21 protein-coding genes and 1 pseudogene are annotated in these 23,505 nt (G+C 72.9%); 12 read left to right on the plus strand and 10 right to left on the minus strand.

The window, feature by feature from the left end; all coding sequences use genetic code 11:
• The first annotated feature begins 5 nt into the window (after positions 1 to 5).
• From paaK to AB0O82_RS28030, 5 genes are all read left to right on the plus strand, one after another.
• Complete coding sequence (gene paaK / locus AB0O82_RS28010; protein WP_363586719.1) at positions 6 to 1,262, plus strand: phenylacetate--CoA ligase PaaK; 1,257 nt, start codon at positions 6 to 8, stop codon at positions 1,260 to 1,262.
• 282 nt (positions 1,263 to 1,544) lie between these two features.
• Positions 1,545 to 2,570: a substrate-binding domain-containing protein gene (locus AB0O82_RS28015; RefSeq protein ID WP_363586697.1), complete on the plus strand. Its 1,026-nt coding sequence runs from the start codon at positions 1,545 to 1,547 to the stop codon at positions 2,568 to 2,570.
• Between the two features lie 45 nt (positions 2,571 to 2,615).
• Entirely contained in the window at positions 2,616 to 3,347 is a 732-nt protein-coding gene (locus tag AB0O82_RS28020) for a 50S ribosomal protein L11 methyltransferase (protein WP_363586698.1), read from the plus strand.
• Positions 3,348 to 3,413: 66 nt separating this feature from the next.
• Entirely contained in the window at positions 3,414 to 3,881 is a 468-nt protein-coding gene (locus tag AB0O82_RS28025; RefSeq protein WP_363586699.1) for a GNAT family N-acetyltransferase, read from the plus strand.
• A 127-nt stretch (positions 3,882 to 4,008) separates the two neighbouring features.
• Positions 4,009 to 4,647 carry a hypothetical protein gene (locus tag AB0O82_RS28030; RefSeq protein ID WP_363586700.1) on the plus strand — a complete coding sequence of 213 codons (639 nt, stop codon included), beginning with the start codon at positions 4,009 to 4,011 and terminating at the stop codon, positions 4,645 to 4,647.
• 78 nt (positions 4,648 to 4,725) lie between these two features.
• On the opposite strand, the gene AB0O82_RS28035 is transcribed toward AB0O82_RS28030, so the two are convergent.
• From AB0O82_RS28035 to AB0O82_RS28045, 3 genes and pseudogenes are all read right to left on the minus strand, one after another.
• Positions 4,726 to 6,162 carry an aminopeptidase P family protein gene (locus AB0O82_RS28035; RefSeq protein ID WP_363586701.1) on the minus strand — a complete coding sequence of 479 codons (1,437 nt, stop codon included), beginning with the start codon at positions 6,160 to 6,162 and terminating at the stop codon, positions 4,726 to 4,728.
• A 192-nt stretch (positions 6,163 to 6,354) separates the two neighbouring features.
• Positions 6,355 to 6,567 carry a DUF397 domain-containing protein gene (locus tag AB0O82_RS28040; protein ID WP_363586720.1) on the minus strand — a complete coding sequence of 71 codons (213 nt, stop codon included), beginning with the start codon at positions 6,565 to 6,567 and terminating at the stop codon, positions 6,355 to 6,357.
• 36 nt (positions 6,568 to 6,603) lie between these two features.
• A pseudogene (locus AB0O82_RS28045) lies at positions 6,604 to 6,771 on the minus strand (hypothetical protein); the annotation flags it as partial.
• Positions 6,772 to 6,964: 193 nt separating this feature from the next.
• Here AB0O82_RS28045 and AB0O82_RS28050 point away from each other — a divergent pair.
• Complete coding sequence (locus AB0O82_RS28050) at positions 6,965 to 7,192, plus strand: hypothetical protein (RefSeq protein ID WP_363586702.1); 228 nt, start codon at positions 6,965 to 6,967, stop codon at positions 7,190 to 7,192.
• A gap of 220 nt (positions 7,193 to 7,412) precedes the next feature.
• On the opposite strand, the gene AB0O82_RS28055 is transcribed toward AB0O82_RS28050, so the two are convergent.
• Genes AB0O82_RS28055 through bioB form a run of 4 tightly spaced genes read right to left on the minus strand, consistent with a single transcriptional unit; the run spans position 7,413 to position 11,228 of the window.
• Positions 7,413 to 7,859, minus strand: a complete 447-nt coding sequence (locus AB0O82_RS28055; RefSeq protein WP_363586703.1) for a hypothetical protein — start codon at positions 7,857 to 7,859, stop codon at positions 7,413 to 7,415.
• A 54-nt stretch (positions 7,860 to 7,913) separates the two neighbouring features.
• Positions 7,914 to 8,672: a dethiobiotin synthase gene (bioD, locus tag AB0O82_RS28060; protein WP_363586704.1), complete on the minus strand. Its 759-nt coding sequence runs from the start codon at positions 8,670 to 8,672 to the stop codon at positions 7,914 to 7,916.
• Positions 8,669 to 9,973: an adenosylmethionine--8-amino-7-oxononanoate transaminase gene (locus AB0O82_RS28065; RefSeq protein ID WP_363586705.1), complete on the minus strand. Its 1,305-nt coding sequence runs from the start codon at positions 9,971 to 9,973 to the stop codon at positions 8,669 to 8,671. The genes bioD and AB0O82_RS28065 overlap by 4 nt, the downstream gene beginning before the upstream one ends.
• 22 nt (positions 9,974 to 9,995) lie before the next feature.
• A complete protein-coding gene (gene bioB, locus AB0O82_RS28070; protein ID WP_363586706.1) occupies positions 9,996 to 11,228 on the minus strand; it encodes a biotin synthase BioB in 1,233 nt (410 codons plus the stop codon).
• Positions 11,229 to 11,534: 306 nt separating this feature from the next.
• Here bioB and AB0O82_RS28075 point away from each other — a divergent pair, with 306 nt between their 5' ends.
• Positions 11,535 to 12,386 (plus strand): hypothetical protein, encoded by an 852-nt coding sequence (locus tag AB0O82_RS28075; RefSeq protein WP_363586707.1) that lies wholly within the window; start codon positions 11,535 to 11,537, stop codon positions 12,384 to 12,386.
• 62 nt (positions 12,387 to 12,448) lie between these two features.
• Here the strand turns inward: AB0O82_RS28075 and AB0O82_RS28080 are convergent, their stop codons facing one another.
• A complete protein-coding gene (locus AB0O82_RS28080) occupies positions 12,449 to 14,959 on the minus strand; it encodes a DUF3516 domain-containing protein (protein WP_363586708.1) in 2,511 nt (836 codons plus the stop codon).
• Between the two features lie 153 nt (positions 14,960 to 15,112).
• Here AB0O82_RS28080 and AB0O82_RS28085 point away from each other — a divergent pair, with 153 nt between their 5' ends.
• Both AB0O82_RS28085 and AB0O82_RS28090 read left to right on the plus strand, forming a co-directional pair.
• Positions 15,113 to 16,312, plus strand: coding sequence for an 8-amino-7-oxononanoate synthase (locus tag AB0O82_RS28085; protein WP_363586709.1), 1,200 nt, complete (start codon positions 15,113 to 15,115; stop codon positions 16,310 to 16,312).
• An 83-nt stretch (positions 16,313 to 16,395) separates the two neighbouring features.
• On the plus strand, positions 16,396 to 16,917 hold the full coding sequence (locus AB0O82_RS28090) for a hypothetical protein (RefSeq protein WP_363586710.1): 522 nt from the start codon (positions 16,396 to 16,398) through the stop codon (positions 16,915 to 16,917).
• A 4-nt stretch (positions 16,918 to 16,921) separates the two neighbouring features.
• Here AB0O82_RS28090 and ligD read toward each other — a convergent pair whose 3' ends face one another.
• Positions 16,922 to 17,929, minus strand: coding sequence for a non-homologous end-joining DNA ligase (gene ligD, locus AB0O82_RS28095; RefSeq protein WP_363586711.1), 1,008 nt, complete (start codon positions 17,927 to 17,929; stop codon positions 16,922 to 16,924).
• 128 nt (positions 17,930 to 18,057) lie between these two features.
• Between ligD and AB0O82_RS28100 the strand changes: the two genes are divergently transcribed.
• Entirely contained in the window at positions 18,058 to 19,119 is a 1,062-nt protein-coding gene (locus AB0O82_RS28100; protein ID WP_363586712.1) for an ATP-dependent DNA ligase, read from the plus strand.
• Positions 19,120 to 19,199: 80 nt separating this feature from the next.
• Here the strand turns inward: AB0O82_RS28100 and AB0O82_RS28105 are convergent, their stop codons facing one another.
• Positions 19,200 to 20,633, minus strand: a complete 1,434-nt coding sequence (locus AB0O82_RS28105; protein ID WP_363586713.1) for a serine hydrolase domain-containing protein — start codon at positions 20,631 to 20,633, stop codon at positions 19,200 to 19,202.
• A 467-nt stretch (positions 20,634 to 21,100) separates the two neighbouring features.
• Here AB0O82_RS28105 and tdh point away from each other — a divergent pair, with 467 nt between their 5' ends.
• Together tdh and AB0O82_RS28115 are read left to right on the plus strand one after the other, a co-directional pair.
• Positions 21,101 to 22,129, plus strand: coding sequence for an L-threonine 3-dehydrogenase (gene tdh / locus AB0O82_RS28110; protein WP_363586714.1), 1,029 nt, complete (start codon positions 21,101 to 21,103; stop codon positions 22,127 to 22,129).
• 32 nt (positions 22,130 to 22,161) lie between these two features.
• Complete coding sequence (locus AB0O82_RS28115; RefSeq protein WP_363586715.1) at positions 22,162 to 23,355, plus strand: glycine C-acetyltransferase; 1,194 nt, start codon at positions 22,162 to 22,164, stop codon at positions 23,353 to 23,355.
• Positions 23,356 to 23,505: the final 150 nt, after the last annotated feature.

Raw genomic sequence — 23,505 nt, forward strand, 5'->3', positions numbered from 1 at the left:
AGCGGATGGGCGTTGACGAGCTGCGCGCCCACCAGCTCACCCGTCTCCGGGCCACCCTGCGCCACGCGTACGACAACGTCGAGCTGTACCGCCGCAAGTTCGACGCGGCCGGCGTCGGCCCCGAGGACTGTCGCACCCTGGCCGACCTCGCCCGCTTCCCCTTCACCACCAAGGCCGACCTGCGCGAGGGCTACCCGTTCGGCATGTTCGCCGTCCCGATGGAGCGGGTCCGCCGGCTCCACGCCTCCAGCGGCACCACCGGGCGCCCGACCGTCGTCGGCTACACCGAGCACGACCTCTCGATGTGGGCCGACGTGGTCGCCCGGTCGATCCGCGCGGCCGGCGGCAGGCCCGGGCACAAGGTGCACATCGCGTACGGCTACGGGCTGTTCACCGGCGGCCTGGGCGCGCACTACGGCGCCGAGCGGGCCGGTTGCACCGTCATCCCGGCCTCCGGCGGCATGACTGCCCGGCAGGTGCAGCTGATCCAGGACTTCCGTCCCGAGATCATCATGGTCACCCCCTCCTACCTGCTCACCCTGCTCGACGAGTTCGAGAAGCAGGGCGTCGACCCGCGCAGCACCTCGCTGCGCATCGGCATCTTCGGTGCCGAGCCGTGGACGGAGGAGATGCGGCGCGAGATCGAGGACCGGCTCGACCTGCACGCCGTCGACATCTACGGCCTCTCCGAGGTGGTCGGCCCCGGCGTCGCGCAGGAGTGCGTGGAGACCAAGGACGGGCTGCACATCTGGGAGGACCACTTCTACCCGGAGATCGTGGACCCGTTCACCGACCAGGTGCTGCCCGACGGTGCGAGCGGCGAACTGGTCTTCACCTCGCTCACCAAGGAGGCGCTGCCGGTCATCCGCTACCGCACCCGCGACCTCAGCCGGCTGCTGCCCGGCACCGCGCGGCCGGCCTTCCGACGGATGGAGAAGGTCACCGGCCGCAGCGACGACATGATCATCCTGCGCGGGGTGAACGTCTTCCCGACCCAGATCGAGGAGGTCCTGCTGCGGACCCCGGGCGTCGCGCCGCACTTCCAGCTGCGGCTCACCCGGCAGGGACGGCTGGACCGCATGACCGTCCGGGTCGAGGCGCGGCCGGACGCCCCGGCCGAGCAGCGGGCTGCGGCGCGGGAGGCGATCGTCCGGGGGGTGAAGGACGGGGTGGGCGTCACGGTCGCGGTCGAGGTGGTGGAGCCGTACGCGCTGGAGCGCTCGGTCGGGAAGATCCGGCGGGTGGTCGACGAACGGGGGTGAGGCCGACGGGGGCCCGCAGCCCTGGGGCCTGCCGGAGGCGTAGGGCTGTCCGGGGGGATGCCCTACGCCTCCGGCGTCTATCGCCGTCCCGCCGGCCCCCGGCCGCTGCCTGCTGTCCCGCCAGCCTCCGCCTCGCGGACGCCTTTTGACGGACACCTTTTGACGGACACCCGCCGACGGAAGCTTGAGACCCATTCGGCGCACCGGGATCGTGGTCGCGGCCGAAGGTTCCCAGACTCGAACGAAAGAGGGGTGGACCCAACCAATCGGAAAGGCATCCTCATGAGCATCGGGCTGCGCCGCGTCCTCGCGGTGACCGCAGCGATTTCCCTCGGCCTGGGCGCGGCGTCCTGCGACAGCGCGTCGCAGTCGTCCAGCGGCGGCTCCGGCGGCGGCCCGGCTCCCCTCCCGGCCGCGGCCGGGAGGGGAGCCGGGCGGATAGCCCTGCTGCTGCCGGAGACCAGGACGACCCGCTACGAGCAGTTCGACCGGCCGCTGATCGAGAAGAAGATCAAGGAACTGGCGCCGGACGCGCAGATCGACTACTACGACGCCGGCCAGGACGCCGCCGTCCAGCAGACCCAGATCGACGCCGCCGTGAAGAAGGGCGCCAAGGTGCTGATCCTGGACGCGGTGGACGCCAAGTCGATCCAGGCGTCGATCCAGAAGGCGCACGACGCGGGCGTCAAGGTGGTCGCCTACGACCGCCTCGCCCAGGGGCCGGTCGACGCCTACGTGTCCTTCGACAACCGCAAGGTCGTCGAACTGCGGGGCCAGGCCGCGGCGGCGGTGGACGGCACGGCGGACGGCGGCGAGACGATCACGACCAACGGCTCGCCCACCGATCCCAACGCGGCCGACCCCAACACGGCTGACCCGAACGCGGCCGACCCCAACACGGCTGATCCGAACGCTGCCGCACCCAGCGCGGTCGACTCCAGCGCGTCCGGTTCCGAGGTGTCGGGCCGGAGTGTCCCGCTGACCGGCCAGGACTTCCAACTCGACGGCGTGCAAAGGATCCTGGCGGGCGCCCAGGCCATGTCGGTCTACAAGCCCTTCAAGTCGGAGGCCGACGTGGCCGCGCAACTGGCCGTCGACCTGGCCTACGGCCAGGAAATCGGCGGTGCCCTCGTGCCGACCACGGTGACCAGCGGCAGCAGCGACAAGGTGCCGGCCGGCCTGATCGCCCCGGTCGCGCTCACCAAGGACAACATCAAGGCCACCGTGGTCGCCGACGGCCTCTTCACCGTCGCCCAGATCTGCACGCCGGACTACGCCGCCGCCTGTTCCGCGGCCGGCCTCCAGTAGCTGCGGCGGGCGTGAGCACCCCCGTGCGGGCCCTATGCTGCGGAGATGCCGAGTGAGCTGCGCACTCTCAAGCCGGAGACCGATCAGCCGGAGACCCACCAGTCGGAGACCCACCAGTCGGAGGCCGATCCGTCGGAGGCCGACCTCGCCTTCATCCGGCGCGAGACTGAGCTGAAGCCCGTCCCGTTCGTCCCCGAGGTCGGCCTGCACATGGCCGAGGACGCGATCACCCTGTGGGAGACCACCGAGCGGGCGCGGGGGGAGGTCGGACTGCCGCCGCCGTTCTGGGCGTTCGCCTGGGCGGGCGGGGTGGCCGTCGCCCGCCACGTGCTGGACCACCCCGAGCTGGTGGCCGGGCGGGCGGTGCTCGACGTGGCCGCCGGGGGCGGGGTGGTCAGCGTCGCGGCCGCGCTGAGCGGCGCCGCGTCCGTGCGTGCCGCCGAGATCGACGCCTACGCGGTGGCCGCCATCGGCCTCAACGCCGAGGCCAACGGCGTGCGCGTGGAGGCCGCGCTGGTGGACCTGGTGGACGGCGACGGCGCCCCGGCCGACGTGGTGCTCGCCGGCGACGTCTTCTACGAACGGGCCATGGCCGCCCGTTTCCTGCCCTTCCTGGAACGGGCCGCCGCGCGCGGCGCCACCGTCATCGTCGGCGACCCCGGCCGGGCCTACCTGCCCCGGGAGCGGTTCACCGCGCTCGCCGCCTACCAGGTGCCGGTCGTCGCCGACCTGGAGGACACCGCCGTCAAGACCACCACGGTGTGGCGGCTGGGCTGACGGCCCGTCCGTCCAGGCTGCGGAATTCCCGGCCGCCGGGCGGAACCGCCTGCTAGACAGGCCGCCATGACCGACGAGACCGCCCCGCGCACCGCTGCCCCCGACGGGATCGCCCTGCGCACCGCCACCCCCGACGACATCCCCGCCCTGCTCGCCCTCTGGGCCCGGGCGGCGAAGGGCGCCAGCATCACGGACGACGCCCCGGGCGTGGCCGCGCTGCTCGCCCGGGATCCGGAGTGCCTGATCGTCGCCACCCCGGCGGGCGACCCGGCCGCCGTCCTCGGCACCGTGATCGCCGGCTGGGACGGCTGGCGCTGTCACCTCTACCGGCTCGCCGTCGACCCCGACCACCGCCGCCGGGGCATCGGCGCCGCCCTGCTCGCCGCAGCCGAGGAGCGCTTCGCCGCGCTCGGCGGCCGACGCGCGGACGCCATGGTGCTGGACGACAACGCCCTCGGCCACCGCACCTGGGCGGCCGCCGGATACCGTCCCGAACCGCAGTGGAGCCGCTGGGTCAAGCCGCTGACCGCCTGATCCCGCCCCCGTCCGTGGACGCCGTCCAGCGGGTGGGGACGGCGCTGGGGAAGCTGAAGTAGCCTCAGCCCGCCGGGACATGCCCCGGCGGCGGGAGGGCGCGTGACGGCCGGATACCGTGGGACGTATGCGAATGCCGAGGCGGTGGTTCCGTCGGCCGGACCACGGCGAGGAGGCCTTCCAGGACGGGCTCCAGAGGTCGCTGGAGCGGTTCCACGGCGACCTGCTGAACTACCCCGCCGACGGGCCCTGGGACGAAGTCGCCTACTGGGACCCGCTGTCGGCCGTCCGGCTCTCCGGCGGCGGGGTCGGTGACGGGCGCTGGGAGGACCGGAGCCGGCTGGGCGTGCCCGGACCGTTCTACGCCGGTATGACGGACACCGGCCTCAACGGGCCGTTCTACCTGCCCGCGCACGTCCTCTCCGGCGAGGAGCACTGCGAGTTCGTCTACCGCCAGCCGGGCGGACTCCGGGAGCTGGCGGCCCTCGTCGGGGTCGCCCAGATGGAGCCGATCGGCGGCTTCAACTGCGACGGCGACGACTACTGGACGCCGGAGACCGTCCGGGCGTGGTGGCACGGGCGGGACGCCGTCCGGGAGTGGATCGCCGCCGAACTGGCCGACACCGACGGGCGCAACGACCCCGAGGCGTTGCGCGGGTACGCGGCGTACCTGGACGACGGACTGGAGGACTACCTGCGGGGCTACGTCTTCTGGTTGACCGAGGGGCGCGAGCCGGGGCTCGACGAACCGCTGCCGACACTCTGACGCCTCACGCTCTGCACGCGGCACTGCGACGTGCGGCACCCGGGCGTTCCCGGGTGCCGCAGCTGTCGTTCCGGGGGCTCAGCCTCGCAGTTCGGCGAGCCAGGCCTCGACCTCGGTGGAGGTGCGGGGGAGGCCGGCCGAGAGGTTCTCGTTGCCGTCCTCGGTGACCAGGATGTCGTCCTCGATCCGGACGCCGGTGCCGCGGTACTCCTCGGGCACCGTCAGGTCGTTCTGCTGGAAGTAGATGCCCGGCTCGACGGTGAGCACCATGCCCGGCTTCAGCGGGCCGTCGACGTGCTCCTCGGTGCGCGAGTGGGCGCAGTCGTGGACGTCGATGCCGAGCATGTGGCCGGTGCCGGCCAGGGTGAAGCGGCGGTGCAGGCCCAGCTCGTACACCTTGTCGGCGGTGAGGTCGCCGAACAGGCCCCAGGAGGTGAGGTGTTCGGCGAGCTCGCGCTGGGCGGCGTGGTGGAAGTCGCGGAAGTCGGCGCCGGGCTTCACCGCGGCGATGCCGGCCTCCTGTGCTGCGAACACCGCGTCGTAGACCTTGCGTTGCAGGTCGGTGAAGCGGCCGCTGACCGGGAGGGTGCGGGTGACGTCGGCGGTGTACAGGCGGTTGGTCTCCACGCCGGCGTCGAGTAGCAGGAGGTCGCCGGGCTTGGCGTGGCCGTTGTTGCGCACCCAGTGCAGGGTGGTGGCGTGCGGGCCGGCCGCGGCGATGCTGCCGTAGCCGATGTCGTTGCCCTCGATCCGGGCCCGGACGAAGAAGGTGCCCTCGATCAGCCGCTCGGGGGTCTCGGTGTCGGTGCCGAGGATGCGCACCACGTCCTCGAAGCCGCGGGCGGTGGCCTCGCAGGCGAAGCGCAGCTCGGCGATCTCGAACTCGTCCTTGACCAGGCGCTGGCCGGACAGGAAGACCTCGAACTCCGCGTCCCGCTCGGCGACGGCCCGGCCCTGGAGGGACTGCTCCACGCCCGCGTCGTGGCGGCGCAGCACGCGCACCGGGCCGGTGGCCGCGCGCAGATCGGCGTGGACGGTGCGGACGTCCCGGCAGGGCAGGCCGAGCAGGCGCTCGCTCTCGGTCAGGCTGTTGCGGCGGCCGTCCCACAGCTCGCCGTGGTTGTCCAGCCAGAATTCGCCGTTGTCGGTCCGGGAGCGGTCGCGCAGGTAGACGGCGGCCCGGTGGCCGGCGTCGCCGGTCGGTTCCAGGACCAGCACGGCGTCCTGGGACTGGTCGCCGGTCAGGTAGACGTAGTCGGAGGACGGGCGGAACGGGTAGTCGGTGTCGTTGGCCCGCACCTTCGGGTTGCCGGACGGGATCACCAGCAGCTCGCCGGGGAAGGCCGCGGACAGCTCGGCGCGGCGGCGGGCGGTGTGCGCAGCCTGCGGGATCGGCTCCAGGGCGAGGCGCTCGGTGTCGGCCCAGCCCTGCTTCATGTTCTCGGCGAGCTCGTCCGTGACGCCGCGGGTGAGGCCGTTCTTGCGGTACTTGATGGTCTCGGCGGGTTCGGTCACAGCAGACTCTCCAGGTGAGGGTGGTGGATGCAAGGTGCTTCGCTACGCTGACCTGCCCGGTACGTAACAAGCGTTATGTACGGTATATCGAGCAGAGTTCGAAGAGAAGGGGTAGACACCTCGCGGAACCGGCCGGCCCGGCGGCCGGGCCTTCCACCTGCGCAACGACAACGCCACCCGGCGGCCTGGATCTCAGACGGTGCCGAAGTCGCCGGACTTGACTCCGGTGACGAAGGACCGCCAGGCGTCGGCGCCGAAGGCGAGCTGAGGGCCCTCGGGGTCCTTGCTGTCGCGGACGGGGAGGATGCCGGGGAGTCCGGGTGCGACCTCGACGCATTCGCCGCCACCGTTGCTATACGAGGACTTCAGCCAGGAGGTGGGCTTGACCGTCGCGATGGGGAACATGGCGTGGAACTCCTTGAGACGGGCGTGGATGAGGGCCAACGAGTCCTCGCATGAGAGGGCTTGGGCCTGGAGCCAATGGTAAGTCCTTGCGAGGGAACGGATCTTGTCCTCGTCCTCGCGCTCGACGTAGCCCCGTTGGATGGTTTCGAGGTAGGCCATCCACTTCTTGTCCGTGCTGGTCAGCAGCGTGAACGGCATGGTCGCCGGGAGGGCTTCGCCCGTCCGAGCCCTACCGGCCGGCCGTTGTCGGCGAGCGGGTCTACGACGTCCGCTCCGGGTGCTGGGCCGTCTTCATGGGGTGGCAGCACGGGCTGGCCTTCCTCCGGCCCGTCGGAGGTGGCGTGGAGTGGGACACCGAAGCGCGTTGGATCACGAACAGCGAAGAGTGCGATGCCCCATGAGCAGCATGATCGACAAGGTCACGGCCGAGGACCGTCGCGCCGCGGCCGACATCCTCGACGACCTCCAGGCCGTCCTGAGCGCCGCCGAGGTCAAACTGCCCTCCCTCGGCATCGACTGGCGCTCGGCCAAAGCCACCGGAGTCATCCTGATCGACCTCGGAGCCGCCCGGCCGGACGTCATCGAGCGACTGGTCGTCGTCCTCCGCAGGGGAATGCGACCGTAATCGCCTCCGGCGCCATCGCCATCGGGAGCTTCGCGCTCGCGGGTGTGGTTTTCCTCGCGATTCCTGAGCGTGTTCCCACGGAGGCGAGTGCCTTGGTGTTCGTCCTTATCCTCTTCGCCTCCTCGACGGGGGGATTCGCGCTTGCCGCAGGGTGGATGAGGGTGCAGACATGACGGCGCGGGCTTCGAGAGGTCTCGAAGCCCGCGCCGAGGTTCCGGTGTCAGGCGCCGTTGAGGGCGTAGGTGCGGAAGGTGGCCAGCAGGGGGAGGACCTCGGTCTGGCTCGGGTCCTCGGTCACGGCGCGCATGGAGTCGATCACCGCGCGGGCGATGGCCTTGGTCACCGCCAGGTCGTCCGGGGGCGCGAGGGCGCCCCAGGTCTTCAGGGCCTGGGTGAGCAGGGCGCTCATCCGGGCGCCGATGTTGGAGCTCACCGCGTCGGAGAGTTCGGCGATCTCCTCGTCGCTCATGGTGGACCGCAGGCCGAAGGCCAGGGCCATCAGGGTGTCCATCGCGTGCTCGCCGTACGCGGCGACCAGCGCCGGGAGCGACCGCTCGTCCGCACCGCCCGCGGCGAGGGCGGACAGCGCCTCGTCGTCGTCCTTCCACGCAGCCTCCAGGGCGGCCAGGGCCCGAAGAGACTCGTCTACCGTCATCCCGTCTGTCATGGGAGGAACGGTATTGAGCCCGTAGCGTCCGAACCCAGGGTTCGGGCGCCGGAATCACCCCTTCGAGCGAAGCGGGGCCTGTTCGGGCCGATGGGTGTGCGCGAAGTGCTTCGCGTCCCAGCTGCCGCCCAGCTCCGGGGCCAGCGAGGCGAGCGCGAGGGCGGCGAAGTCCGCGGCGGCTGCGGCGCGTTCCGGCAGGGCGCCGAGCAGCGGGGCGCCGGCCGAGCGCGGCAGGTCGGCGAGGTTGCACCGTTCGGCGAGCCCGGGGGAGGAGGGCCAGGAGCCGACGACCACGCCCGCGAGGGGGAGTTGACGCGAAGTCAGGGCCTCCGCCGAGAGCGCGACGATGTTCAGCGTGCCCAGCCCGGCGGAGGCGACGAGCAGGACCTCGGCCGGCAGCCCGGCGTCCAGGACGGCCCGGGCCTGGTCGGCGAGGGTGCGGCCCTCGTCGTCGTAGCGGACGAGCAGCCCGCCCGCGCCCTCGACCAGGACCAGGTCGTGCGCGGCGGCCAGTTCGGCGACGGCGGTGGCTACCTCGGCGGGGGAGAGGAAGGGCATCCCGGCCCGCCGGGCGGCGGTGTCGGGCGCCAGCGGCTCCGGGTAGCGGACGAGTTCGCGGATCGTCAGATCGCCTGCCAGGCGCCGGACTTCGGCCGCGTCCCCGGGCTCGCCCGGCGCGACGCCGGTCTGCCCGGGCTTGAGCACGGCGACCTTCTGCCCGCCGCGCAGCGCCGTCGAGGCGAGGGCTGCGGTGGCGACGGTCTTGCCGACGTCCGTGTTGGTGCCCGTCACGAACAGGATGCGGGCGCTCATCCGGCCACCGCCGCAGCGGTCACGGCGTCGGCGATGCGTGCCACGTCCTCGTCCTCCGTCACGTAGGGGGGCATGGTGTAGATCAGGTCCCGGAAGGGCCGCAGCCAGACGCCGGCCCGGGCGGCCGCCTCGGTGGCCGCCGGGACGTTCACCGGGTGGTCCAACTGGACGACGCCGATGGCGCCCTGGACCCGGACGTCCCGGACGCCCGGGAGGTCGGCGGCGGTCGCGAGCCCGTCGGCCAGTCCGGCCTCGATGCGCTTGACCCCGACCGTCCAGTCCTGGCCCAGCAGCAGCTCCAGCGAGGCGTTGGCGGCCGCGCAGGCCAGCGGGTTGCCCATGAAGGTCGGCCCGTGCGCGAGCACCGGCATCTCGCCGCGGCTGATGCCGTCGGCGATCTCGCCGGTGCACAGCGCGGCGGCGAGGGTCAGGTAGCCGCCGGTGAGCGCCTTGCCCAGGCACATCACGTCCGGCGAGACGCCCGCGTGGTCGGCGGCGAACAGCGCGCCGCTGCGGCCGAATCCGGTGGCGATCTCGTCGAAGACGAGCAGCACCCCGTACCGGTCGCAGAGTTCGCGCAGCATCCGCAGGTAGGCGGGGGAGTGGAACTGCATCCCGCCGGCGCCCTGCACCACCGGTTCGACGATGACGGCGGCCAGCTCGTCGGCGTGCCGGGCCATCAACTCCTCGAACTCGGCCGCGTACCCGGCGTCGAGCGGGGCGTCGAACCCGGCCGGCGGCTGCGGGGCGAACAGCTGCCCGGGCAGCACCCCGCCCCACAGGTGGTGCATGCCGCCGTCCGGATCGCAGACGGACATCGGGTGGAAGGTGTCGCCGTGGTACCCGCCGCGCCAGGTCAGCAGCCGGCGCTTGGCCGGGCGGCCGGTGGACTGCCAGTACTGGAGGCACATCTTCATCGCGACCTCGACGGCCACCGAGCCCGAGTCGGCGAGGAAGACGTGTTGTAGCGGTTCGGGCGTGATCTCGACCAGTGTCGCAGCCAGTCGGACGGCGGGCTCGTGGGTGAGCCCGCCGAACATGACGTGGCTCATCCGCCCCAGCTGCTCGCGCACGGCCTCGTCCAGCACCGGGTGCCGGTAGCCGTGGATGGCCGCCCACCAGGACGACATCCCGTCGACGAGCTCGCGCCGCCCGTCCGCGACGGGCTCGGCGAGGCGCAGCCGGACCCCCGAGGCGGATTCGACCACGTACGGGGTGGCGGTGCCGGGCATCGGCCCGTACGGGTGCCAGACGTGGGCGCGGTCGAGGGCGAGCAGCGTGTCCGCGGACAGCTGGGGCATGATGCGTCAGTCTCCAGAACTATCAGGCATTGGGCGCGAGTTCGGTGCCGGCGCCGCGCAGCCGGACCTTGACGAGGTCGCTGCGCAGCTCCCCGTCCGAGGCGTCGGTGTCCTCCGCGGCCGACGCAGGGGTGTCCTCCGAGGCCGGGGCGTGCGCGTGCCCGCCGCACGGGCCGCAGCCGCCGCCGCTGCCGCAGGCCGACGCGGCGGTGCCGCAAGCCGACGCGGCGGAGGAGGCCGCCGCGACGTCCGCGCGGTGGCGGGGCAGGGTGGCCTCGCCGGCGCCCTCGACCTCGAACCCGGCGTCCTTGATCATGTCGAGGTCGGTCTGCCCGGCCTGGCCTTCGCTGGTCAGGTAGTCACCGAGGAAGATGGAGTTGGCGAGGTGCAGGCCGAGCGGCTGCATCGAGCGCAGGTGCACCTCGCGGCCGCCGGCGATCCGCACCTCGGTGTCCGGGTTGACGAAGCGGACCATCGCCAGGATGCGCAGGCAGCGCTGCGGGGTGAGGTTCCACTCCTTGGCGAGCGGCGTGCCCTCGAACGGGATCAGGAAGTTGACCGGGACGGAGTCCGAGCCGAGCTCGCGCAGCGCGAACACCACGTCGACCAGGTCCTCGTCGCTCTCGCCCATGCCGGCGATCAGGCCGGAGCAGGCGGACAGGCCCGCGCCGTGCGCCTTCTTCACGGTGTCCACCCGGTCCGCGTAGGTGTGGGTGGTGGTGATGTCGCCGTAGGTGTTCTCGGAGGTGTTGAGGTTGTGGTTGTAGGCGTCGGCGCCGGCCGCCTTCAGCCGCTCCGCCTGGTTGTCGGAGAGCAGGCCGAGGCAGACGCAGATCTCGACCTCGGGGTCGGCCTCCTGGATGGCGGCCATGGTGTCGGTGACCCGGTCGATGTCACGGTCCGTCGGGCCGCGGCCGCTGGCGACCAGGCAGACCCGCTTGGCGCCGCCGGCCACCCCGGCCCGGGCCGCCTCGGCGGCCTGGTCGGGCTTGAGCCAGGTGTACTTGAGGATCTCGGCCTTGGAGCCCAGCCGCTGCGAGCAGTAGTTGCAGTCCTCCGGGCAGAGCCCGCTCTTGAGGTTCACCAGGTAGTTGAGCTTCACGCGCCGGCCGAACCACCTCCGGCGGACCTTGCCGGCCGCGGCGACGACGTCCAGCAGCTCGTCGTCGGTGGTGGCGAGGACGGCCAGCGCCTCCTCGCGGGTCGGGACTTCGCCGCGCAGGCCCTTGGCGGTGAGGGTATCGAGCAGATCCATGGGGCCGATCCTGCCTGGTGGCGCTCGAATGGCGCCAGAGGGAACCCGCCAGAAGATCGGCGGAAGGATGTGCCACTTGCCACAGTGTCGAAGCTCACGGTGTCGCCGCTGGTCACGAGCTTGACGCCGGTACGAATCGGAGGTTACCGGCCGGTAGGCGGTGGTCGCGGCGAAGGGCCGGGGAGGCCGGCGCGGGGCGGTCGTCGGTACGCGTGCCGGACGGTCGCGGACGCCCGCGCGCGGCGGTGACCGGCAACCGCCCACCCAGTGATCCACGCCACCCGACGGTTGCTTAGAATCTGCGCCATGACCACGCAGGGGGAGCGCACCCCGACTCCGGGAGAGGGCCAGAACGGCCAGGCAGTGCGGCGGACCGGCGGGGCCCCCGCCGGCGCGGGCACGGACCTGATCGGTGGTCGGGGCGGCGGCAGGGGCAGGCGGTTGACGGCCCGCCGGGCGGTGGGCTGGGTCGTCGTGGTGGGAGTGGTGGCCGCCGGCGGATGGATCATCACCCGCCCGATGCCCGGCGACTACATACCCGGGCTCGGCCCGTCCACCAAGGATGCGGCCAGGACGCCCCCGGTGGTCGGCACCCCGCCGCCGCACACCGACTCCGAGGGCCTCAATGCCGACAGCCTCTTCCCCGCCCAGCGGCCGGTCGAGGCCGCCGGGTACAAGGCCCGGCGTGGCGCCATCCGGCAGGGCGAGAACTGCGCCGAGGTCCTGCAGGACCGCACCCAGGAGCTGTTCCGGGACAGCGGCTGCCATGCCTACCTGATCGTCAGCTTCTCCGGCGTCGACCGCCCGGTGCTCAGCAGCGTCACCGTCCTGCGCTTCGGCGACCAGGCCGCCGCCACCCGGGCCGCCGACACCCTGCGCGGCAAGCCCGGCGCACTCGCCTTCATCCTTCCGGACGCCAACACCGCCCCCTCGCCGTCGTCCGGCGCGCCCAAGTCGGCCGAGCCGCGGGTCGAGGCGGTCGGGCACTACGTGACGGTGACCGGCTCCCGGCTCAGCGAGGCCCGCACGCCCGGCCCCGGCGCCCCGTCCACCCCGGCCGCGACATCGTCGGGCCCGGCGCCCAGCGCCGAGCAGACCCTGGAGGAGGCGACCCGCGCGCTCTCCTACGCGGCGGGCGCGCCGTTCGTCTGGATGTGACGCCTCGCCGGCCCCCCCCCGCTCCGGGGGCCGGCGACTTCGAAGCCGGGGTTGACGGTCCGTCAGCCGCCCAGCCGGTCCACCGCGGTGACCCGCAGCACCGCCCGGCCCTCCTCGTCCGAGCCGTACAGGTCGACCTCGGCGCTGATGCCCCAGTCGTGGTCGCCCTCCGGGTCGTCGAAGATCTGCCGGACCTTCCAGGCGGAGTCCTCCTCCTCGATGATCAGCATCTTGGGGCCGCGCGCGTTCGGGCCGGTGCCGAGGTCGTCGTACTCCTCCCAGTACCCGTCCATGGCGTCCGCCCAGCGGTCCGCGTCCCAGCCGTACGAGCCGTCCAGCTCGGCGAGCTCCTCGTAGTGCTCCAGCGCGCACAGCTCGACCCGGCGGAACAACTCGTTGCGCACCAGCACCCGGAACGCCCGTGCGTTCGCCGTCACCGGTGCCGGCTTGTCGTCCAGCGTCACCTCGGGGGCCTGCGGGTCCGTCGGGTTGGCCAGCTGCTCCCACTCGTCCAGCAGGCTGGAGTCGACCTGGCGGACCAGCTCGCCGAGCCAGGCGATGACGTCCTTCAGGTCGTCGGTCTTCACGTCCTCGGGGACGGTCTGCTCCAGCGCCTTGTACGCGCTCGCCAGGTAGCGCAGTACGATGCCCTCGGTGCGCGCCAGCTCGTAGAAGCCGACGTAGTCCGAGAAGGTCATCGCCCGCTCGTACAGGTCGCGGACCACCGACTTCGGCCTCAGCTCGTGGTCGCCGATCCACGGGTGCGCCCGGCGGTACACCTCGTACGCGTGGGTGAGCAGTTCCTCCAGCGGCTTCGGGTAGGTGATCTCCTGGAGCCGCTCCATCCGCTCCTCGTACTCGATCCCGTCGCGCTTCATCTCGCCGATGGCCTCGCCGCGCGCCTTGTTCTGCTGCGCGGCGAGGATCTGGCGCGGGTCGTCGAGGGTCGCCTCGACCACCGAGATCACGTCCAGCGCGTACGAGGGCGAGGTCGGGTCGAGGAGCTCGAAGGAGGCCAGGGCGAAGGTGGAGAGCGGCTGGTTGAGCGCGAAGTTCTCCTGGAGGTCGAGCGTGAGGCGCACGATCCGGCCCTCGGCGTCCGGCTCCGGCAACCGCTCGACCACGCCGCCCTGCAGCAGGGAGCGGTAGATCGCGATCGCGGTGCGGATGTGCCGGCGCTGCGCCGCGCGGTCCTCGTGGTTGTCGGTGAGGAGCTTGCGCATCGCCTCGAAGGCGTTGCCGGGGCGGCCGATCACCGACAGCAGCATCGCGTGGCTCACCTTGAAGCGGGAGACCAGCGGCTCCGGGTCGGCGCCGATCAGCTTGTCGAAGGTCTCCTCGGTCCAGCCGACGAAGCCCTCCGGCGCCTTCTTGCGCACCACCTTGCGCTTCTTCTTCGGGTCGTCCCCGGCCTTGGCGATCGCCTTGTCGTTCTCGATCACGTGCTCGGGCGCCTGCGCCACCACCTGTCCGACGGTGTCGAACCCGGCCCGGCCGGCCCGCCCGGCGATCTGGTGGAACTCGCGGGCGCGCAGGATCCGCACCCGGTTGCCGTCGTACTTGGACAGCGCCGTGAACAGCACCGTACGGATCGGCACGTTCACCCCGACGCCCAGCGTGTCCGTCCCGCAGATCACCTTCAACAGGCCCGCCTGGGCCAGGCGTTCGACCAGCCGGCGGTACTTCGGCAGCATGCCCGCGTGGTGCACGCCGATGCCGTGGCGCACGAATCGGGACAGGTTGCGGCCGAACTTGGTGGTGAAGCGGAAGCCGCCGATCAGGTCGGCGATGGCGTCCTTCTCCGCCTTCGAGCACATGTTGATGCTCATCAGCGACTGCGCCCGGTCCACCGCCTCCTTCTGCGTGAAGTGCACCACGTAGACCGGCGCCTGGCCGGTCTGCAGCAGTTCCTCCAGGGTGTCGTGCATCGTGGTGCGGCGGTACTCGTAGAACAGCGGCACCGGGCGGGTCGTGTTGCGCACTACCGTCGTCGGGCGGCCCGTCCGGCGGGTCAGGTCCTCCTCGAAGCGGCGCACGTCGCCGAGCGTCGCCGACATCAGCAGGAACTGCGCCTGCGGCAGCTCCAGCAGCGGGATCTGCCAGGCCCAGCCGCGGTCCGGCTCCGCGTAGAAGTGGAACTCGTCCATGACCACCTGGCCGACGTCCGCCCGGAGCCCGTCGCGCAGCGCGATCTGCGCCAGCACCTCGGCCGTGCAGCAGATGATCGGCGCGGTCGGGTTCACGCTCGCGTCGCCGGTCATCATGCCGACCTGCTCGGTGCCGAACATCTTGACCAGGTCGAAGAACTTCTCCGACACCAGCGCCTTGATCGGCGCCGTGTAGAACGTCCGCTTCCCCTCCGCCAGCGCCGCGAAGTGCGCCCCGGCCGCCACCAGGCTCTTACCCGACCCGGTCGGCGTCGCCAGGATGACGTTGTTCCCCGACACCAGCTCGATCAGCGCCTCCTCCTGCGCCGGGTACAGCGTGATCCCGCGCTCCTCCGCCCACGCGGCGAAGGTCTCGTACAGCGCATCGGGCGTGGCGGGCTTCGGCATCAGATCAAGGAGGGTCACCCGGCTATCTTGCCTGCTCGCCGCCACCCCGGGCAAAGCCCGCCCTCCGCCGGCACCCGCCCCGGGACTGTCCGGATCGCTGCACCGGCGGCCGCGAAGCCGTGCGCGGCCGCCCATTGATCGCGGCGGCGGCGCCGTGCCAGAGTGCCGGGCATGGTCCAACCGCTCGCGTCCGCAACGCACACCACCGACCTCGCCCCGGCGGCCGTCTTCGACTGGCTCGACGAGGCCGCCGAGCTGCGGGCCGAGGCCGGGCTGACGCGTCGGCTGCGCAGCCGCGCGGCGCAGGACCCGGTGCTCGACCTGGCCGGGAACGACTACCTGGGGCTGACCAGGCACCCGGCGGTGACGCAGGCGGCCGCCGAGGCGGCGCTGCGGTGGGGCGGGGGGTCGACCGGGTCGCGGCTGGTGACCGGGACGACCGCGCTGCACACCGAACTGGAGGAGGAGCTCGCCGCGTTCTGCGGGGTGGAGGCGGCGCTGGTGTTCTCCTCCGGCTACACCGCCAACCTGGCCGCGCTGACCGCGCTCACCGACCCGGACACGCTGATCGTGTCGGACGCCTACAACCACGCCTCGCTGATCGACGGCTGCCGGCTCGCCCGCGCGGACGTCCACCGGGCCCCGCACAGCGACCCGCAGGCCGTCCGGGAGGCGCTGGAGCGCCGGACGCAGCGGCGGGCGCTGGTGGTCAGCGACTCGGTGTTCTCGGTGGACGGCGACGCCGCCCCGCTGGCCGGGCTGTCCGCCGCCGCCCGGGCGCACGGCGCCGCGCTGCTGGTCGACGACGCGCACGGGCTGGGCGTCCTCGGCCCCGGCGGCGCCGGGGCGCTCGCGGCGGCCGGGCTCGCCGGGCAGCCGGACACCGTCGCCACCGTCACGCTCTCCAAGTCGCTCGGCTCGCAGGGCGGCGCCGTGCTCGGGCCGCGCCGGGTGATCCGCCACCTCACCGAGACCGCCCGCACCTTCATCTTCGACACCGGCCTCGCCCCGGCCGCCGTCGCCGCCGCCCTCGCCGCCCTGCGCCTGCTGCGCGCCGAGCCGCACCGCGCCGACCGCACCCGCGAGGTGGCCCGCGGCCTCGCGGCCCGGCTGACCGCCGCCGGGCTCCGGGCCTGCGAGCCGGACGCGGCCGTGGTGTCGGTGCGCGCCCCGGGCGCGGAGGCCGCCGTCGCCTGGGCCGCCGACTGCCGGCGGGCCGGGCTCGCCGTCGGCTGCTTCCGCCCGCCGTCCGTCCCGGACGGGGTGTCCCGGCTGCGGCTCACCGCGCGCGGGGACCTGACGGACGCGCAGCTCGCGGAGGCGGTCCGGATCATCGCCGAGCTGGCGCCGGAGGGCGCCCGGGTCGGCTGACACCTGGGCCGGGAGGGCCGCCCGCCAGGCCGCCCGTGCAACCGTCCGGCCGTCGGTGGCGTCACCCCAGCGGGGGTGAGCCGATGGGGGTGGCGGTGCGGCGGTGGGGGCCGGTGGCGGCCGGGGTGCTGTTGGTGCTGCTGGCAGGATGGCTGGTGGGCGGGCCGGTGCGGCAGTTCGGGCAGGCGGCCGGGCTGGTGGGGGCGCCCGGGACGTTCCGCGCGGAGCGGTGTCTGATCCCGGCGAACGGGGACGGCCCGCCTCCTTCGGACTGCCGGGGCGTGTTCCGCCCGGACGGCGGCGGCCCGGCGCACGAGCACGCCAGGATGCGGGCGGGCGCGCCGGTCGGCGAGGGCGTCTGGGCGGTGTGCGAGGGCGACGAGTGCCACCTGGTGTCGGACGCCGAGGTGGCGCGGACGGTGATGCTGCTGGCGCTGGCCCTGGCACCGGGTGTGGCGGGCGTGCTGCTGACCGGCGTCGGCCTGCGCGCGCGGCGCGTCGGCCGGGGGCTGCTGCTCTCCGGCGCGGTCGTGGGCGTCCTGCTGTTCACCCTGATGGTGCTGGGCGGCGTCTTCTGGTTCGTGCTGGCCATGACGGGGGTGTGAGCGCCTAGGGTTTCCGGGCCCGGCTGGGCTGCACCCTGGTCGGCTCGCCGGCCGCCTTGGGGTGGTCGGGCGGGTACGGGAGCTCTCCGAGGCCCTCGTCGCGCAGCTGCTTGTCGTACAGCTCCAGCAGGCCGTCCAGGCGGTACGCCCGATCGTCCATCTCGGCGTTCAGGTCGCCGAGTTCGGCGAAGCGGGCGGGGACGGTGCGCAGGTCGAAGTCCTCGGGGGAGGCGTCGTCGAGCTCCTCCCAGCGCAGCGGGGTCGAGGCGGTGGCGCGCGGGCGGGCGCGCAGGGAGTAGGCGGAGGCGATGGTGCGGTCGCGGGCCATCTGGTTGTAGTCGACGAAGATCCGCTCGCCGCGCTCCTCCTTCCACCAGGCGGTGGTGACCTGCCCGGGCATCCGCTGCTCCAGGACCCGGCCGAGGGCGATCACGGCGTGCCGGCCGTCGGTGAAGGTCCACTCGGGCACCAGCGGGACGTACACGTGCAGGCCGCGCCCGCCGGAGGACTTGGGCCAGCCGCGCAGCCCGTACTCCTCCAGCAGGGCGCGCAGTTCGTGGGCGGCGCGGACGGCGTCGTGGAAGTCGGTGCCGGGCTGCGGGTCGAGGTCGATGCGCAGCTCGTCGACGTGCTCGGTGTCGGAGCGGCGGACCGGCCAGGGGTGGAAGGTGAGGCAGCCCAGGTTGGCGGCCCACAGCACGGCGGCCGGCTCGGTGGGGCAGATCTCGTCGGCGGAGCGGCCGCTGGGGAAACTGATCCGGGCGGTGGGCAGCCAGTCCGGCAGGCCCTTGGGGGCGCGTTTCTGGTAGAAGAACTCGCCGTCCACGCCGTCCGGGAAGCGCTGCAGGGTGGTGGGCCGGTCGCGCAGTCCGCGCAGCACCCCGTCGGCGACGGCCAGGTAGTACTGCGCGACGTCCAGCTTGGTGAAGCCGCGCTCGGGGTAGTACACCTTGTCCGGGTTCGACAGCCGGACGCTGCGCCCGGCGACATCCAGTTCCACGGCTGAGCCCATGCCCCTCACGCTAAGGGCGCCGTGCCCCGCGCGCGTCTTTTCGCCGTGGGCCCTTTCCGCGGTGGGCCCTCTTCGCCGTGTGCCCTTTCGCCGCGCGCCTTCCGGCCGTGCGCGCGAGGATCGGAGCCATGGACCTGCCCGTGATGCCGCCGGTGGCGCCGATGCTCGCCAAGTCGGTGGCGAAGATCCCGCCGGGGATGCAGTACGAGGCCAAGTGGGACGGCTTCCGGACGATCGTGTTCCGCGACGGCGACGAGGTGGAGCTCGGCAGCCGCACCGGCAAACCGCTGACCAGGTACTTCCCCGAGCTGGTCGCCGCGCTGCGGCGGGAGCTGCCGCCGCGCTGCGTGCTGGACGGCGAGGTGGTGATCGCCCGGGACGGCCGGCTGCGGTTCGAGGAACTGCTGGAGCGCATCCACCCCGCGGCGAGCCGGGTGCGGCTGCTGGCGGAGCGGACGCCCGCCTCCTTCATCGCCTTCGACCTGCTCGCGCTCGGTGACGTCGCGCTGCTGGACGAGCGGCTGTCGGTGCGCCGCGCGGCCCTGGAGACGGCGCTCGGCGCCGCCCGCGACCCGGTGTTCACCGCCCCCGCCTCCACCGACCGGGACGTGGCGCAGACCTGGTTCGCCGAGTACGAGGGCGCCGGGCTGGACGGCGTGGTGGCCAAGCCGCTGGACCAGCCGTACCGGCCGGGCGAGCGGACCATGTTCAAGATCAAGCACGAGCGCACCGCCGACTGCGTGGTGGCCGGCTACCGCGAGCACAAGAGCGGCCCGGTGGTCGGCTCGCTGCTGCTGGGCATCAACGACGCCGAGGGCCGGCTCCAGCACGTCGGCGTCTGCGCCGCGTTCTCGATGGCCCGCCGCCGCGAACTCGCCGAGGAACTGGCCCCGTTGCGGATGGCCGACCTCTCCCGCCACCCGTGGGGCGGCTGGGCGGACGAGGCGGCGCACGCCGAGGGCCGGCTGCCGGGCGCGGTCAGCCGGTGGACCGGCGGCAAGGACCTCTCCTGGGTCGCGCTGCGCCCCGAGCGGGTGGTCGAGGTCGCCTACGACCACATGGAGGGCACCCGCTTCCGGCACACCGCGCAGTTCCGCCGCTGGCGGCCGGACCGCACGCCGGAGAGCTGCACCTACGCGCAGCTGGAGGAGCCCGTCTCCTACGATCTGGCCCGCGTGCTGGGCAGTTGACGACACCTCGGAGGCCCGGCCCGGTGATCCGGGCCGGGCCTCAAGCGGTCTGGCGCTCAGGCGCCCGGTCGGTCTGGTGCTCAGGCGTTGACCGTGGACGGCGCGCCGGAGGGGGACCCCGGGGCGCCGGACGAGGCCGGGGACGAGGCCGACCCCGAGGGCGAGAGCGAGGGTGACGGCGACGCGGACCCCGAGGACGAGGCCGACGGCGAGGCCGTGTTGTTCACCGGCGGGATCGAGTAGACGTTCTTCGGCGAGACGATCTGCGTGATCGCCTTCGCGAGCAGCGAGGACGGCTCCGAACCCCGGTACGGCACATCGGTGTTGAGCAGCACCACCAGGGTGGCCTGGGACTGCGGCAGGTACACCGCCACGGTCTCGTAACCGGGCAGCGAGCCGTTGTGCCCGATCCACCCGTTGTTGTTGAACAGCCCGAGGCCGTAGCCGACGCCGGGGTCCCCGGTCGGCTGGGTCTTCAACCGCTGGGACTGGGTGTCCTGCTTCAGCAGGGAGCCGGTGGCCAGGGACTTCGACCAGTTCTGCAGGTCGGTGAGGTTGGAGATGACCGCCCCGGCCGACCAGGCCCAGGACGGGTTCCAGTCGGTGGCGTCCGTGGTCTGGCCGTTGGGCGTCTGGTCGGTGTAGCCGCGGGCGTGCGGGTCGGGGAAGGTCGCGTCGGTCGGGAAGACCGTCCCGTTCAGTCCGGCCTGGCTGAACACCTGGTCCTTGAGGAACTGGTCCACGGGCTCCCCGCCGGCCTTCTCGATGACCTTGCCGAGCAGGATGTAGTTGCTGTTGCTGTACTGGAACTTGCTGCCCGGCGGGAAGTTCGCCGGGTGCTTGTACCCGTAGGCGAGCAGCTCGTCGGGCGTGAACACCCGGTTCGGGTCGCTGATCAGCGCGTTCACGAAGTCCGGGTCGGAGGTGTACGGGAACAGGCCGCTGCGCATCCCGGCGAGCTGGCGGATGGTGATCTTGTCGCCGCCGGGCACGCCGTCCACGTACTTGGAGACCGGGTCGTCCAGGCCCACCTTGCCCTGGTCGACCAGCCGCAGCACGCCGGTCGCCGTGAAGGTCTTGGTCTCGCTGCCGATCCGCATGTTCAGGTCGGGCGACATCGGGGTGCCGGCGGACTTGTCGGCCTGGCCGAAGGCCCGCTGGTAGCTGCCGTCGGGGGTGGTGATCCCGACGATCACGCCGGGGGTGGAGGTCTGGTTCAGCACCTGCTTGATCGCGGCGTCCAGCTGGTTGGCGACGTCGGGGGTCAGCGGCACCACCGCGCCGGCCGAGCCGCTCGCCGAGCCGCTCGCGGCGCCCGAACCGGCGCTGGAGCCCGACGCGGACGGGCTGAGCGCGGCGGGCTCGGCGGTGAGGGCCGCGCCGCCGGCCTGCTTCGGCGGTGACCCGCCGGAGCAGGCCGCGGTCGCGAGCAGGCCGGTCAGCGCCAGGGCGGCGCAGGCCGCTCGGCGGGTGGAACGGGACGCGGCCGGATGTGGCCGTCGGAGCGTGGTCATAGGTCGAGGCGCCTCTCTGCGGCGGACGGCCCCGGAGCGCTGCTCCACGAGGCCGACGGGGGAGCGCCGCCACCGTAAGCACCGCCGGTGCGGCCCCGCTCGTCGACCGCCGCAGGGCTGACCCGAACGGACCGGCGGTCAGCCGACTGCCCCAGCCGGCTGGCGCATATCGCCTCTCGTGCTGTCAAGGACCACTGCCCACTGGGGGGTTGGTGTCGCGGAAGCGGGCTCGCGCTCGGCCGAACAGGTGAGCACCGGCACGCCGCACCCGTCCCCGGCCCCGGCTCGGGCACGATCGTTTAGCCCAGCTGTGGCCGCCCTTAAGAATTCCTCGATGGACCGAACCCACCCTCACCAGGCAGATTTCTGCCTGCCCGGATCGCGTCCGCCAGGAACGGCCACACCGGGGCCACTCGGCCTGCCCACCCGCGAAGGCCGCCCCACTCGCACGTCAGGAGCCGACGCCCGTGAAGGCACTCGTCAAGCAGAAGGCCGAGCCCGGGCTCTGGCTGGTGGACGTCCCGAAGCCGGAGATCGGCCCCGGCGAGGTGCTGATCAAGGTGCTGCGGACCGGCATCTGCGGCACCGACCTGCACATCCGCAACTGGGACGGCTGGGCGCAGCAGACCATCACGACCCCGCTGGTGCTCGGCCACGAGTTCGTCGGCGAGGTCGCCGAGATCGGTGCCGGCGTCGCGGACATCGCGGTCGGCGACCTGGTCAGCGGCGAGGGCCACCTGGTCTGCGGCAAGTGCCGCAACTGCCAGGCCGGCCGCCGCCACCTGTGCCGCAACACGGTCGGCCTCGGCGTCGGCCGGGACGGCGCCTTCGCCGAGTACGTGGCCCTGCCCGCCTCCAACGTCTGGGTGCACCGGGTGCCGGTCGACCTGGACGTGGCCGCGATCTTCGACCCGTTCGGCAACGCCGTCCACACCGCGCTCTCCTTCCCGCTGGTCGGCGAGGACGTGCTGATCACCGGCGCGGGCCCGATCGGCATCATGGCCGCCGCCGTCGCCAAGCACGCCGGCGCCCGTAACGTGATGATCACCGACGTCTCCCCGTACCGCCTCGACCTGGCCCGGAAGGTCGGCGTCACGCTGGCGCTGAACGTCGCCGAGCACACCATCGAGGAGGGCCAGCAGAAGCTCGGCCTGCGCGAGGGCTTCGACGTCGGCCTGGAGATGTCCGGCCGCCCCGAGGCGATGCAGTCGATGATCGCCAACATGACCCACGGCGGGAAGATCGCCGTGCTCGGCCTGCCCGCCGAGCAGTTCCCGGTCGACTGGGCCTCGGTCGTCACCTCGATGATCACCATCAAGGGCATCTACGGCCGCGAGATGTTCGAGACCTGGTACGCGATGTCCGTGCTGCTGGAGGGCGGGCTGGACCTCGCCCCGGTGATCACCGGCCGGTACGCCGCCGACGACTTCGCGGCCGCCTTCGACGAGGCCGCCGGCGGCCGCTGCGGCAAGATCATCCTCGACTGGACCGCCTGAGCCCCCCCGTTCGTCCTCGTTAGGAGTCCGCAGTGTTCGACAACGTGCGCGCCGACATCGCCACCACCCTCGACGAGATCCGCGAGGCCGGGCTCTTCAAGCCCGAGCGGGTCATCGGCACCCCGCAGAGCGCCGCGGTCACCGTCACCGGCGGCGGCCGCCCCGGTGAGGTGCTGAACTTCTGCGCCAACAACTACCTCGGCCTGGCCGACCACCCCGAGGTGCTCGCCGCCGCCAAGGACGCGCTGGACCGCTGGGGCTACGGCATGGCCTCGGTGCGCTTCATCTGCGGCACCCAGGACGTCCACAAGGCACTGGAGGACCGCCTCTCGGCCTTCCTGGGCCAGGAGGACACCATCCTGTACTCCTCCTGCTTCGACGCCAACGGCGGCGTCTTCGAGACCCTGCTCGACGACCGCGACGCCGTCATCTCCGACGCGCTCAACCACGCGAGCATCATCGACGGCATCCGGCTCAGCAAGGCCCGCCGCCACCGCTACGCCAACCGCGACCTGGCCGACCTGGAGCAGCAGCTCAAGGAGACCCAGGACGCCCGCCGCCGCCTGATCGTCACCGACGGCGTGTTCTCGATGGACGGCTACGTCGCCCCGCTGCGCGAGATCTGCGACCTGGCCGACCGCTACGGCGCCATGGTCATGGTCGACGACTCGCACGCCGTCGGCTTCGTCGGCCCCGGCGGCCGCGGCACCCCCGAACTGCACGGCGTGATGGACCGCGTGGACATCATCACCGGCACCCTCGGCAAGGCGCTCGGCGGCGCCTCCGGCGGCTACGTCGCCGCCCGCCGGGAGATCGTCGCCCTGCTGCGCCAGCGCTCCCGCCCGTACCTGTTCTCCAACTCGCTCGCCCCGGTGATCGCGGCGGCCTCGCTGAAGGTGCTCGACCTGGTCGAGCAGTCCAACGAGCTGCGCGAGCGGCTGGCGGCCAACACGGCGCTGTTCCGCGGCAGGATGACCGAGGCCGGCTTCGAGATCCTGCCGGGCGACCACCCGATCGCCCCGGTGATGATCGGCGACGCGGCCAAGGCCGGCCGGCTCGCCGAACTGCTGCTGGAGCGCGGCGTGTACGTGATCGGCTTCTCGTTCCCGGTGGTCCCGCACGGCCAGGCCCGGATCCGGGTGCAGCTGTCCGCCGCGCACTCCACCGAGGACGTCGAGCGCGCCGTCGCCGCCTTCGTCGACGCGCGCGCCGCGCTGGGCGAGTAGCCCGGCGGTCGGTGAGGCGGCGGCCCCATGAGCTGCCCGCGGGCCGGTCCGCTCGGAACCGGACCGGCCCGCGGGCTCACCATCGTCGTGCGGTGGGGGCGCATCAGTTCGGGAGGGCGGGGTTGGGGGGAAGAGGGTGGCGGTTAGTGT

It is taken from the genome of Kitasatospora sp. NPDC088264, assembly GCF_040685715.1.
Taxonomy (GTDB): Bacteria; Actinomycetota; Actinomycetes; order Streptomycetales; family Streptomycetaceae; genus Kitasatospora.